General features: G+C 63.9%; 6 protein-coding genes. 5 read left to right on the top strand and 1 reads right to left on the bottom strand.

All coding sequences use genetic code 11. The features are described from left to right. Nucleotides 1–12 precede the first annotated feature (12 nt). Nucleotides 13–1,992 (bottom strand): 4-alpha-glucanotransferase, encoded by a 1,980-nt coding sequence (malQ, locus tag XH89_RS07580; RefSeq protein WP_194466473.1) that lies wholly within the window; start codon nucleotides 1,990–1,992, stop codon nucleotides 13–15. A gap of 204 nt (nucleotides 1,993–2,196) precedes the next feature. Here malQ and XH89_RS07575 point away from each other — a divergent pair, with 204 nt between their 5' ends. The 5 genes from XH89_RS07575 to treZ are packed head-to-tail and all read left to right on the top strand — an operon-like array spanning nucleotide 2,197 to nucleotide 13,420. After that, a complete protein-coding gene (locus XH89_RS07575) occupies nucleotides 2,197–4,146 on the top strand; it encodes a maltotransferase domain-containing protein (protein ID WP_194466472.1) in 1,950 nt (649 codons plus the stop codon). A 10-nt stretch (nucleotides 4,147–4,156) separates the two neighbouring features. After that, the gene (gene treS / locus XH89_RS07570) at nucleotides 4,157–7,450 is read left to right on the top strand and encodes a maltose alpha-D-glucosyltransferase (protein ID WP_194466471.1); all 3,294 of its coding nucleotides are present in this window, start codon (nucleotides 4,157–4,159) and stop codon (nucleotides 7,448–7,450) included. Beyond that, nucleotides 7,443–9,590 carry a 1,4-alpha-glucan branching protein GlgB gene (gene glgB / locus XH89_RS07565; protein ID WP_194466470.1) on the top strand — a complete coding sequence of 716 codons (2,148 nt, stop codon included), beginning with the start codon at nucleotides 7,443–7,445 and terminating at the stop codon, nucleotides 9,588–9,590. The genes treS and glgB overlap by 8 nt, the downstream gene beginning before the upstream one ends. 3 nt (nucleotides 9,591–9,593) lie before the next feature. Continuing rightward, on the top strand, nucleotides 9,594–11,672 hold the full coding sequence (gene glgX, locus XH89_RS07560) for a glycogen debranching protein GlgX (protein WP_194466469.1): 2,079 nt from the start codon (nucleotides 9,594–9,596) through the stop codon (nucleotides 11,670–11,672). Then, the gene (gene treZ / locus XH89_RS07555) at nucleotides 11,669–13,420 is read left to right on the top strand and encodes a malto-oligosyltrehalose trehalohydrolase (protein ID WP_194466468.1); all 1,752 of its coding nucleotides are present in this window, start codon (nucleotides 11,669–11,671) and stop codon (nucleotides 13,418–13,420) included. Before glgX ends, treZ begins: the two co-directional genes overlap by 4 nt. Nucleotide 13,421 lies beyond the last annotated feature (1 nt).

Here is a 13,421-nt window from a genome sequence, read left to right as displayed (position 1 = left end):
AATCCCGGTGTATCAACTCCCGCCGTGCAACGAACGTTCCCGCGTCGCGGCCTTCAGGGCCGCCAGATCGACCTTTGCGGCGATCTTGTCGAGCGCCACAGGCAGGCGCTGGCGCCAGTTCGGATGCTCGTCGATCGTGCCGGGAATGTTGGGCTGGTCGATCACGCCAAGCAGGTCCTCCATCGACACCGCGAGCAGCCGCGACGGCGTACGCGACAGGAAATTGAGCACCGAATAGAGATCGTTGGCGTTAATGCCGTTCTGGCGCAAGATCGCGTCGAGCCCGCCGAGCGCATTCCAGCGCGCCTGGTCGTCCTCGCCGGGATCGAGCCCGAGCGAACGCTTCATCCTGAGATCGCTGAACGAGCGCCAGCCCGCATAGGTGCAGAGGTCGTGCGTATTCAGCGTGACCAGCGCGTTCGGGCGGTAATGATCGACATTGCGGAAATGGCCGGCATCGTCGCGCTCGAACATCATGACGAGGTAGGACCAGATGCCGAAATCCTGCATGGTCTCGCGAAAACCTTCCGGTACGGTGCCGAGGTCTTCGCCGATCACGATGCATTTGTGGGTGACGCTCTCGCGGACGACCGCAGCGAGCAGTGCTTCGAGCGGCATCTGCACATAGGCGCCGTTGTCGGGCTTGAAGCCGCGCGGCACCAGATAAAGCCGCTTCAGGCCCAGCACGTGATCGAGCCTGATAGCGCCGGCATGGCGCATCGAGGCCGCCAGCATGTCGGCGAACGGCACGAAGGATTGCGCTTCCAGGCCGCCCGCGTTGAAGCCGGCGAGGCCCCAATCCTGCCCGACCGTGTTGAGGACATCGGGCGGCGCGCCGACCGCGAGGTGGCGGGAGATCGCCGTCTGCTCGTTCCAGGCATCGAAGCCGTTGGACTGCACGCCGACGGCGACGTCGAGATAGAGGCCGACGCGCATGCCGAGCTGGGCAGACAGCTCCTTGGCCGCGTGCAATTGCGCGTCAGCGGTCCATTGCGCGAATTCGACGAACTCGATCTCGCGCTTGTCGGGACCGTTGTGCAATTGGGCACATTTGGCATCGTCCGGTTGCCGCCACGCCGCTGGCCATTCCCACCACGGCGCGGCGAACCGATGGCGCAGCACCTCGAAGCAGGCGAAGCGGGACAATAATGGCCCCTGCTCTGCGCGAAATGCATCAAACTGGTTGCGGCGGACGCCGCTCGCGCTTTTTACGAAACTGTCAAAGGCGGCGCGCAGGCCGAGCCATTTCAGCGCCGCCATGTCGACATACGGGACACGATCCCCTTCGCGCAGCCGCGCGGCGGTCGCGGCCGCGTCCGGGACGAGGTCGGCCGAATATTCCGGGATGGCCTCGACGTCAATATAGAGCGGATTGAGAAACAGCCGGCTGTTGGGCGAATAAGGACTGCAATCGCCCGGCTGGTCATCGAACAGGACGTGCAGCGGATTGAGCCCGACACCGTCAGCGCCCAGCTGTTTTGCGAGCCGGACCAGACCGGCCAGATCGGTGAAATCCCCGATCCCCCAATTGCGGTCCGAGCGGACGCTGTAGAGCTGCACGGCCAGCAGCCAGCCGCGGTCGAAATCGCCGCCGAAGGCCCGTTCGGGCGCCACGATCATCGGCACCTCTTCGCTTGCACCTCCGGCATCGGTCAATGTCAGCCGGTGGTAGCCGAGCGGCAAGCCGGCGGGCCAGGCGATCACAGGCTCGCGCGTATTGCCTTGCGCAATCACGTCGGGTTTGCCGCCGAATTGGCCCCTGCCGATGATCTTCCAGTGCAGCGGTGCGGCGCCAATGGAAGCGAGCTCCGTGCGGGGATTGCCGAGCGCGCGCACCACGACCGGCCCGCTGACGAAGCGATAGACCCGCTTTTCCGGCAGGGCATCGAGGATGGATTTGAGCGCCTCGGGCGCGGTGACCCGCAGCTTTCCGAGGGCATCGACGAATTCGGATTGAACGCCCTTGATCCGGGCTTGAGCTAAAAGGTCCATTCGGCACGCAGCTTGCAGGCCATCAGTCGGCCGGTGGCATCGATTTTAACGTGGTCGCGGAAGAGGTTAGTCGCACTTAACTCACAAACCGCACCTGCCGTTCCCAAGGGAACCAATGACACACAAGCGGCTTTCTATAGTGGTACCAAGCGTAGGTTCCCGACAAGGGAAACGGGCCCCTGCTTTCTTGTCAATGGCATCACCGTGAACAAGACAATTCAAACTGTCGAGAGTGCCGCTTCAGGCAGCGCTTTCCTGATCGAAGACGTCTATCCCTCGATCGATGGCGGCCGCTTCGCCGTGAAGCGCATTGCGGGCGAGCCGGTCGACGTGTGGGCCGACATCTATCGCGGCGGCGATGCCACAATCAGTGCCGCGCTGATCTGGCGCGGCGAGCAGGAGCGCGAGTGGCGGCGCGAGACCATGACCCACCATGGCGATGACCGCTGGTCGGGCACGTTCGTGCCGACCGAAGCAGGTCAATATGTTTATGCCATCGAAGCCTGGACCGACGAATTTGCCACCTGGCGCCACGGCGTCGAGCGCAAGCAGCTCAACGGCGGCGACATCACGCTCGATGCCATCGAGGGCGCCGGCCTGTTGACCAAGGCGCATGGCGCGCGACAGGACGCCGCGACCGTGATCGTCAGGCAATGCGAGGACTATCTCGGCAGCGGAGATGTCACGCCGCTGCTGGCGACTGAGCTGAGCGAGGCCATGGCCGAGAGCCAGGCGCGCCCCGACCTGACCCGCTCGCCGCTCTTCCCGCTTGTTATCGACCGCGACAAAGCGCGCTTCGGTGCCTGGTATCAAATGATGCCGCGCAGCCAGAGCGCGGTTGCCGGCCAGCACGGCACGCTCCGCGACTGCATCGCGCGTGTACCCGATATCGCCGCAATGGGCTTTGATGTCCTGTATTTCACGCCGATCCACCCGATCGGCCGCACCCGCCGGAAGGGCCGCAACAACACGGCGGTCGCGACCGAAGGCGAGCCCGGCTCGCCCTATGCGATCGGCTCGGCCGAGGGCGGCCACGATGCGCTGCATCCCGAGCTCGGCACCATCGAGGATTTCCGCGCGCTGGTCGCGACCTGCCTCGAATACGACCTCGAGATCGCGCTCGATTTCGCCGTGCAATGCTCGCCGGATCATCCCTGGCTGGCGCAGCATCCTGAATGGTTCAAATGGCGTCCGGATCGTTCGGTGCGGACGGCGGACGGCCCCTATTCGGATATCGTCATCCCCGATTTCGCCTCGGTCGACCGGATCGGGCTGTGGAACGCCTTCCGAGATGCCATGCTGTTCTGGATCGACCACGGTGTCACCATCTTTGCGATCGACAATCACGACACCGCACCGCTTCCGTTCTGGGAGTGGCTGATCCGCGACATCAGGCAGCGGCATCCCGAGGTGATCCTGTTCTCCAAGACCTTTGCACGACCGAAGCTGATGAAGGGCCTCGCCAAGCTCGGCTTCGCACAATCCTTCAGCTATTTCCCCTGGCGCACCTTGAAGTGGGAGCTGGAGCAATATCTCGGCGAGCTCTCGCGCTATCCGGAGCGGGACTTCTATCGGGCGAACCTGTTCGTCAACACGCTTGATCTGCTACCCTATCATCTCCAGGGCGGCGAAGCCTGGATGTTCAAATCGCGCGTCGCGCTGGCCGCGATGCTATCAGGGAATTACGGCCTCTATAGCGGCTTTGAGCTGCTCGAGCACGAGGCCATCCCCGGCCGCGAAGAATATCTGGATTCCGAGAAGTACCAGATCAGGCAGCGCGATTGGGAAAAGCCCGGCAACATCAAGACCTACATTGCCGCGCTCAATCGCATCCGCAACGACAACGCCGCACTCCAGCAAACGACAAATTTGCGTCGCTTTCTCGCCATCGAGGACGGCGAGACGATCGCTTTCGTGAAGGAGACAACCGAACCAGCCAACATCATTGTCGCGGCCATCGCCCTCTCGCGCCACGTGCGAGAATTCTGGTTGTCGCTCGGCGACCTCACCATCGACGTCGGCGGCGAACGCCGCCACGTCACCTCGCTCGAAAATCTCGTGACAGGCGAACAGTCCCGCATCGAATGGGGCGGGATCAGGTTGCGTATCGATCCCGACCGCGATCCGGCGCTGCTATTCCGCTGCCTGGCGTAAGGATCACGCCATGAATGTACTGTCTTCCGTCGACACCAAGAAGGCCGAGGCTGCCGAGATCGTGGATGAGTTCTGGTACAAGGACGCCATCATCTACCAGCTCCACGTCAAGGCCTTTGCCGACAGCAACAATGACGGCATCGGCGATTTCGCCGGACTGACCGAGAAGCTGCCTTATCTCCAGGACCTCGGCGTCACCGCGCTGTGGCTGCTGCCGTTCTATCCATCGCCGGGCCGCGACGACGGTTACGACATCGGCGATTACGGCGCGGTCAATCCCGATTTCGGGACGATGAAGGACTTCAAGCGCTTCATCCAGGAGGCGCAAAAGCGCGGCTTGCGCGTCATCACCGAGCTCGTCGTCAACCACACCTCGGACCAGCACAAATGGTTCAAGCGCGCGCGCCGCAGCCCGGCCGGTTCCAGCGCCCGCAATTGGTATGTCTGGAGCGACACCGACCAGAAATACCAGGGCACGCGGATCATTTTCACCGACACCGAGAAGTCGAACTGGACCTGGGATCCCGAGGCCGGCGCATTCTACTGGCACCGCTTCTTCTCGCACCAGCCCGACCTGAATTTCGACAATCCGCGCGTCGTCAGTGCCATCATCCAGGTGATGAAGCGCTGGCTCGACGCCGGTGTCGACGGCTTCCGGCTCGACGCCATTCCCTATCTCTGCGAGCGCGAAGGCACCTCGAACGAGAATCTCCCCGAGACGCATGCGATCATCAAGCGCCTGCGCCAGGAGCTGGATGCCTATTCCAAGGGAAAGCTCCTGCTCGCCGAGGCCAATCAATGGCCTGAAGACGTGCAGGAATATTTCGGCCGCGGCGACGAATGCCACATGGCCTACCACTTCCCGCTGATGCCGCGCATCTACATGGCAATCGCGCAGGAAGACCGTTTCCCGATCACCGACATCCTGCGCCAGACGCCCGATATCCCCGCGAGCTGCCAATGGGCGCTATTCCTGCGCAACCATGACGAGCTGACGCTGGAGATGGTCACCGACGTCGAGCGCGACTATCTCTGGACCACCTACGCCAATGATCCCCGCGCCCGCATCAATGTCGGCATCCGCCGGCGCCTCGCGCCGTTGATGGACAATGACCGGCGCAAGATCGAGCTGATGAACTCGCTGCTGCTGTCATTCCCCGGCACGCCGATCATCTATTACGGCGACGAGATCGGCATGGGCGACAACATCTATCTCGGCGACCGCAACGGCGTGCGCACGCCGATGCAGTGGAGCCCGGATCGCAATGGCGGCTTCTCGCGTTGCGATCCCGCCCGCCTCTACGCGCCGCTGATCATGGATCCCGTCTACGGCTATGAGTCCGTCAATGTGGAGGCCCAGTCGCGCAGCCTGTCTTCGCTGCTCAGCGCCACCAAGCGCCTGATCTCGGTGCGCAAGTCGACGCTGGCTTTCGGCCGCGGCACCATGACCTTCATCCGCCCGGCAAACCGCGCGGTGCTGGCCTATGTCCGGCAATATCGCGACGAGGTGATCCTCTGCGTCGCCAACCTCTCGCGCGCGGCGCAGGCGACCGAGCTCGATCTGTCGCCGTGGAAGGACCGCATCCCGCAGGAGATGCTCGGCCGCACCCGCTTCCCGGCGATCGGCGAACTGCCCTACATGATCACGCTCGGGCCCTACGGCTTCTACTGGTTCCAGCTCCAGGAGCGCGACAAATCCGAGCCGGTGATCCCGCGCGCGGTGCCGGAATTCGAGACGCTGGTGGTGCCGGTGAACTCGAATTGGGTCTCGCTCGCCCGCGAGCGCAGCGTGTTCGAGCGCGACGTGCTGCCGGGATTCTTGTCACGGACGCGCTGGTATCCCGAGCACAATCCCAAGCACATCAAGGCGACGCTGACCTCGGCCGTACCGTTCAGCGACATCGGCGACAACAGGCCGTGGATCGCGTTCTTCGAGACGGCGCATGACGACGTCACGACGCGCTACGTGCTGCCGATGCAGATCGAGTGGGTCCGCTTCGACCGCGAGCGCTTCAACCCGAAGGCGCTCGCCGCCGTTCGCCAGGGCGCACGCGAAGGCACGCTGCTCGACGTCGCGACCGACCAGATCTTCATCGGACTGCTGCTGCGAGGCCTGTCGCAGAACCTGGTGGTGGACGAGAACAATCTGCGGCTGGAGTTCAAGGCGACCAGCCGGTTCGCCGAATACACCGTCAAGGAGCCTGCGCGCATCCGTGCGATCGAGCAGTCGAACAGCACCGCGCTGGTCGACAACCAATATGTCGCCAAGATTTACCGCCGGCTCGAAAGCGGTGCCAATCCGGAGGTCGAGATCGGCCACTATCTCACCGAGGTCGCGCGCTTCCCCAATACGCCGGCACTGCTCGGCAGCGTCGAGCTGATCGAGGGCGAAGCCTGCAGCGCGCTCGGCGTTCTGCATGCCTATGTCGAAAACCAGGGCGACGGCTGGATCGTCACCACGGGCTATCTCGATCGCTATATCGACGAGCAGCGGGTGCTGCCGCCGGGCGAATCGCATCGCGAGACCCAGGAGCAGGCGCCTTATCTGCACTTCATGGCGCAGACCGGCCGTCGGCTCGCCGAGTTGCACGTGGCGCTCGCCGCCGCAACATCTGCCGAGCTTGCCCCCGAGCCGATCGCTCCTGCCGACGTCAAGAAATGGGCGTCCGACCTCAAGGGACGGGCGGAACGAGTCTTCGACCGGCTGGCCGAGAGCCGGGACGGCCTGCGCGAGAGCGACCGGCCTCTGATCGACCAGCTTGTCGCGATGCGCGCGACCTTGCCGGACCACATCAATGCGCTCTTGCCATCCGACATCGGCGGGTTGAACATCCGTCATCATGGCGACTTCCGCCTCGGGCAAACTCTGATCGTGAAGGACGACATCTTCATCATCGATTTCGACGGCCATCCGCATCTTGCCCTCGCCGACAAGCGGCGCAGGCTGCCGGCCGCGCGCGACGTCGCGGGCCTGGTCCGCTCGATTGATCTTTCGGTTAACGCGGCGCTGAACCGGGCGATCTCAGGGGGGAACGACGAGCACGGCCGGCTGACAGCCGCGCTCGACGAATGGCGTGACCGCGCCACCCGGACCTTCCTGTCCGCCTATCATGACGCCGTGACCGACCGGCGGCTCTGGCCGGGAAGGAAACATTCAGCGGAAAGCATGTTAAGGTTTTTCCTGCTTGATCAAGCGTTCGACGAGGTAGAGTACGAGCTGTCCCACCGGCCGGAGGGGCTCCATGCGCCGCTGACCGGCCTGCTTCGCATTCTGTCCAGCGCCGGGAGCGAAGCCCATGCCTAAACTGCCAGCCGAAGCCTACGCCATCATCGAGGGCCGCCACTCCGACCCCTTCCACTATCTCGGGATGCATCCCGAGGGCGGTAGAAGCGTGGTGCGCGCCTTCCTGCCAGAGGCCTCCAATGTCGAGGCCGTCGGTGAGCACGGCGAGGTGGCGAGGCTCGATCGCGTCCACGCGTCAGGCCTGTTCATCGGCGCCCTGCCCAACGGCTCCAGGCACTACCAGCTTCGCGCCAAATTCGGTGACAATGTCGTCGAGTTCGAGGACGCCTATCGCTTTCCGCCGATCCTGACCGATTTCGACCTCTATTTGCTCGGCGAAGGCACCCATCAGCGTCTCTACGACAAGCTCGGTGCGCACCCGATGCGGCTGGAAGGCATCGACGGCATCGGCTTCGTCGTGCTGGCGCCGAACGCGCGGCGCGTGTCCGTGGTCGGCGATTTCAATTTCTGGGACGGGCGGCGGCACCCGATGCGGGTGCGCGGCGCCGGCTATTGGGAATTGTTCATCCCGAACGCCAAGGCGGGCGACCATTACAAATTCGAGATCATCGGGCCGCACGGCCATCTGCTGCCGCTGAAATCCGATCCCATGGCGTTCGCGAGCGAAGTTCGGCCGAAGACTGCGTCGATCGTGTTCGACGAGGCGCATTTGCCGCGGCCGCGGCCGGCCCCTGACGGCATCAACGCGCTGTCGGCGCCGATGTCGATCTACGAGGTCCATCTCGGCTCGTGGCGACGCAAGGACGGCAATGAATGGCTGACCTATCGCGAGCTCGCCGAGCAATTGCCGGCCTATGCCCGCGACATGGGTTTTACGCATCTCGAATTCCTGCCCGTGAGCGAGCATCCGTTCGACGGCTCCTGGGGTTATCAGCCGACCGGGCTCTATGCGCCGACCAGCCGGTTCGGCGGACCTGAGGATTTTGCCGCGCTGGTCGACGCCTGCCATCGCGAGGGCATCGGCGTGCTGCTCGACTGGGTGCCCGGTCATTTCCCCGACGATCCGCACGGGCTCGGCAGCTTCGACGGCACTGCGCTGTACGAGCATGCCAATCCGCTGCAGGGCCGCCATCTCGACTGGGGTACGCTGATCTACAATTACGGCCGCACCGAAGTGACCAACTTCCTGGTGTCGAACGCGCTGTTCTGGTTGGAGCGCTACGCGATCGACGGCCTGCGCGTCGATGCGGTTGCGTCCATGCTCTATCTCGACTACAGCCGCCCGCCTGGCGCCTGGGTTCCGAACCAGTATGGCGGCCGCGAGAATATCGAGGCGATCAACTTCCTGCGCCGTTTCAACACCGAATTGTTTGCTCGCTTCCCGCAGGCAACCACGGCGGCGGAAGAATCCACAGCGTGGCCGCAGGTCTCGCGCCCGGTCGAATTCGGCGGGCTCGGCTTCGGTTACAAGTGGAACATGGGCTGGATGCACGACACGCTGAACTACATCAGCAAGGATCCGATCCACCGCAAATATCACCACGGCGAAATCCTGTTCGGCCTGCACTACGCTTTCTCTGAAAACTTCATCCTGCCGCTGTCGCATGACGAGGTCGTTCACGGCAAGCGCTCGATCTTCGGCCGCATGCCCGGCGATGAGTGGCAGCGCTTTGCGAATTTGCGCGCCTATTACAGCTTCATGTTCGGCCATCCCGGCAAGAAGCTGTTGTTCATGGGCGGCGAGATCGCACAGAGCCGCGAATGGAATCACGACCAGTCGCTCGACTGGCACCTGCTTGAATACAAATACCATTCCGGCGTCCAGGCGCTGGTCCGCGACCTCAACCGGCTCTATCGCGCGGTGCCGGCGCTGCACCAGATGGATTGCGACCAGGCCGGCTTCGAATGGCTGATCACTGACGATGCCAACCGCAACGTGTTCGCCTGGCTGCGCAAGGGCTTTGACGAGCACGCGCGGTGTCTCGTGGTCATCAACTTCTCGCCCAACGTCTATCGCAATTACCGTGTGCGCGTGCCCTTCGCCGGCAAGTGGAAAGAGGTGTTCAACTCGGACTCCGCCCATTATGGCGGCACCAATGTCGGGAACATCGGCGAGGTTCAGACCGTTGACGGCAAGGCGCCCGAGCTCCGCCTCACCATTCCGCCACTCGCCGCGATCTTCCTCGTTCCGGAAAGCTGACCGATGCGTCTGACTGCTGGATCGCCCGCGCGTCTCGGGGCAAGCTGGGACGGACGCGGCACCAACTTCGCGCTGTTCTCAGCCCATGCGCAGAAGGTCGAGCTCTGCCTGTTCGACACGCAAGGCCGACGCGAGCTCGAGCGCATCGAGCTGCCTGAACGTACCGAAGATGTCTGGCATGGCTATCTCAACGACGTCTCGCCTGGCCAGCTCTACGGCTATCGCGTGCACGGCCCCTATGAGCCCGAGCACGGTCACCGCTTCAACGCCAACAAGCTGCTGCTCGATCCCTACGCCAAGCGCCTTGCCGGGCGGCTGGTCTGGAGCGATGCGCATTTCGCCTATCGCACCGGCTCGGCACGCGAGGATTTGTCGTTCGACCGGCGCGACAATGCGCGCGGCATGCCCAAGGCCGTCGTGGTCGACGAGACCTTCAACTGGGGCCGGCGCGAGATCCGGCCCAACATCCCCTGGGAAGACACCATCATCTACGAGGCCCACGTCAAGGGCCTGACGCAGAAGCGTGACGACGTGCCGCCAAATCTGCGCGGCACCTATGGCGGCCTGTCGTCGCCGGCGATGATCGAACATTTGAAGAAGCTCGGCGTCACGACCGTCGAACTGCTGCCGATCCACAGCTTCGTCGACGACCGCATCCTGGTGGAGAAGAAGCTCGCCAATTACTGGGGCTACAACACGCTGTCCTTCTTCGCGCCGGAGCAGCGCTATGCCCAGGACAACGCGCTGGATTCCTTCCGCACCACGGTGGCGCGCCTGCACGATGCCGGCATCGAAGTGATGCTAGATGTCGTCTACAACCACACCGCCGAAGGCAACCATCTCGGCCCGACGCTGTGCTATCGCGGCATCGACAATGCCTCCTATTACTGGCTGAACCGCGAGAACCCGCGCTATTACGACGACTTCACCGGCTGCGGCTCCTCGGTGAACCTGACCCATCCGCGCGTGCTGCAGATGGTGATGGATAGCCTGCGCTACTGGGTCGAGGTCTGCCATGTCGATGGTTTTCGCTTCGACCTTGCCACCACGCTCGCGCGCGGGCCCAATGGTTTTGATCGCGGCATCTCATTCCTCACCGCGATCCGCCAGGACCCTGTGCTCGCCACCGTCAAGCTCGTCGCCGAGCCGTGGGACCTTGGCCTCGGCGGCTACCAGGTCGGCGCCTTCCCATCGCAATGGTCGGAGTGGAACGATCGCTATCGCAGCGCCATGCGCCGCTACTGGAGCGGCGAAGGCAGCCTGATCGGCGACATCTCCAGCCGCATGACGGCGTCCTCGGACCTGTTCAATCATGACGGCCGGCGGCCGCGCGCCAGCATCAACCACATCACCGTCCATGACGGGTTCACGCTGGCCGACCTCTTCAGCTACAACGAGAAGCACAACGAGGCCAACGGCGAGGACAATCGCGACGGCTCCAACGACAACCACAGCAACAATTGCGGCGTCGAGGGCCCGACCGACGATCCGAATATCCTGGCGCTGCGGCGGCAGCTGCGCAAGAACGCGCTGGCCTGCCTGATGCTGGCGCAGGGCGTTCCGCTGATCCTCGCCGGCGACGAGGTCGGCAACACGCAATCCGGCAACAACAACGCCTATTGCCAGGACAACGAGGTCGGTTGGGTCGGCTGGGACAATCTTGGCAAGGACGACGACGACATGGTCGATTTCGTCGCCGGTCTCACCGACATTCGCCATCGCTTCTCGCAGCTTCGCAGCCATCGCTGGCTCGACGGCCGGCCCAAGGACGGCATCTCCTACGGCGCGCTGTGGCTGACGCCCGAAGGCAACGAGATGACCGAGAGCGACTGGACATTCCCGGATGGGCGGTTCCTCTCTTATGTGATGGGTCCGATGGAACCGGGCCGGGCGGCGATCTTTATCGTATTGAACGCCGCCCCCGAAGAAATCGCATTCAAATTGCCCAAAATGACCGAATACAAGAGCTGGCAGCAAATCCTGAACACGACGGATGCCAAGCTGAACAGCATTGATTTCCTGCCCGGAAGCGACAGCAAGGCGCCGCCGCGCTCCGTGCTCGCCTTCGCGGGGGCGTTATGAGACCATCCTTCGGGGCGAAGCCGACCAAGGACGGCGTGTCGTTCCGACTGTGGGCGCCGGGCGCACGCCGTGTCGATCTCCTGCTCGACCGACGACATGCCATGCAGCGCCGACAGGATGGCTGGTATGTCGCCGAGATCGGCGGCCTGCCCGTCGGCAGCCCCTACAAGTTCAGGATCGATGACGAGATCGACGTGCCCGATCCGGCGTCCGCATTCCAGCCCGAGGACGTGTTCGGCCCGAGCGAGGTGATCGATCACGACGGCTTCGCATGGCGCGCGAAAGATTGGCGCGGCCGCCCGTGGGAAGAGACGGTGCTGGTCGAGACGCATGTCGGCACCTTCACGCGCGAAGGCAGCTACCGTGCCATGATCGACAAGCTCGATCATCTCGTTGCGACCGGTATCACGGCGCTGGAGCTGATGCCGCTCGCCGATTTCGCGGGCCGCTGCGGCTGGGGCTATGACGGCGTGCTGTGGTACGCGCCCGACAGCGCCTATGGCCGCCCGGAAGATCTGAAGACGCTGATCGACGAGGCCCATCTGCGCGGGCTGATGGTGTTTCTGGACGTCGTCTACAATCATTTCGGTCCTGAAGGAAACTATCTCGGCCGTTATGCGCCAAGCTTTTTCACCGACGCGCATACGCCCTGGGGCAGCGCGATCGATTATCGCGTGCCGCAGGTCCGCGCCTTCGCGGTCGAGAACGCACTGTCCTGGCTCACCGACTACCGCTTCGACGGCTTGCGGCTCGATGCCGCCAACCACATCATGGCGATCCCCGGCGAGCAGTCGATGCTGCAGGACCTCAGCGTCGCCACCGGCGAGCTCGCCAGGGTCACGGGCCGCCGCATCCATCTCGTGCTGGAGAACGGCGACAATCGCGCCAGCCTGCTCGACGCCGCGCAGGAGCCGCCGGGCGGTAAATATCGTGCGCAGTGGAACGACGACTATCACCATGTCTGGCATGTGATGCTGACCGGCGAGCACGCCGGATATTATGCCGACTACCAGACCCCGCGCATGGATCTGGCCCGCGCGCTCGCGTCCGGCTTCGTCTACCAGGGCGAGATCTCGGAATTCTGGGGCAAGAAGCCGCGTGGCGAGGCGAGCGGCGCGCTGCCGCCGGCCACCTTCGTCAACTTCCTGCAAAATCACGACCAGATCGGCAACCGTCCGCTGGGCGACCGGCTCGAGAGCCTGGCATCGCCGAGAGCGATCGAGGCCGCGCTCGCGGTGACGCTGCTCGCGCCGATGGTGCCGATGCTGTTTCAAGGCGAGGAATGGGGCTCGCAGGTCCCCTTCCCGTTCTTCTGCGATTTCCAGGGCGGGCTCGCGGATGCCGTGCGCAAGGGCCGCAAGCAGGAATATGCCTGGGCGTATGCGAAATTCGGTGACGAGGTGCCGGATCCGCTCGATCCGGCAACGCCGCAATCGGCCGTGCTCGACTGGACCGGCCGCTCGCCGCAGCAGGAAGCGCGGCTTGGATTGGTGCGAGAGCTCCTCGCCCTTCGCCGCAAGGAGATCATGCCGCGGTTGAAGGGCGCGCGCTTCGGCGATGCCGAGGCAGTTGACAACGGACTGCTCACGGCGCACTGGCACATGGGCGACGGCGCCACGCTGCGCCTGGTCGCCAATCTCTCCGACAAGGACATCGCGTATTCCGGCAACAAGGCCGGCGCGCCGATCTGGGGCAGCGCGGCCGATCGGCTTCCACCATGGTCTGTGGTCTGGCATCTCGGAGGTTGAT

The organism is Bradyrhizobium sp. CCBAU 53340 (genome assembly GCF_015291645.1).
Taxonomy (GTDB): domain Bacteria; phylum Pseudomonadota; class Alphaproteobacteria; order Rhizobiales; family Xanthobacteraceae; genus Bradyrhizobium.
The sequence above is the reverse complement of the archived record's forward strand: the minus strand, read 5'-3'. Positions and strand labels throughout refer to the sequence as shown.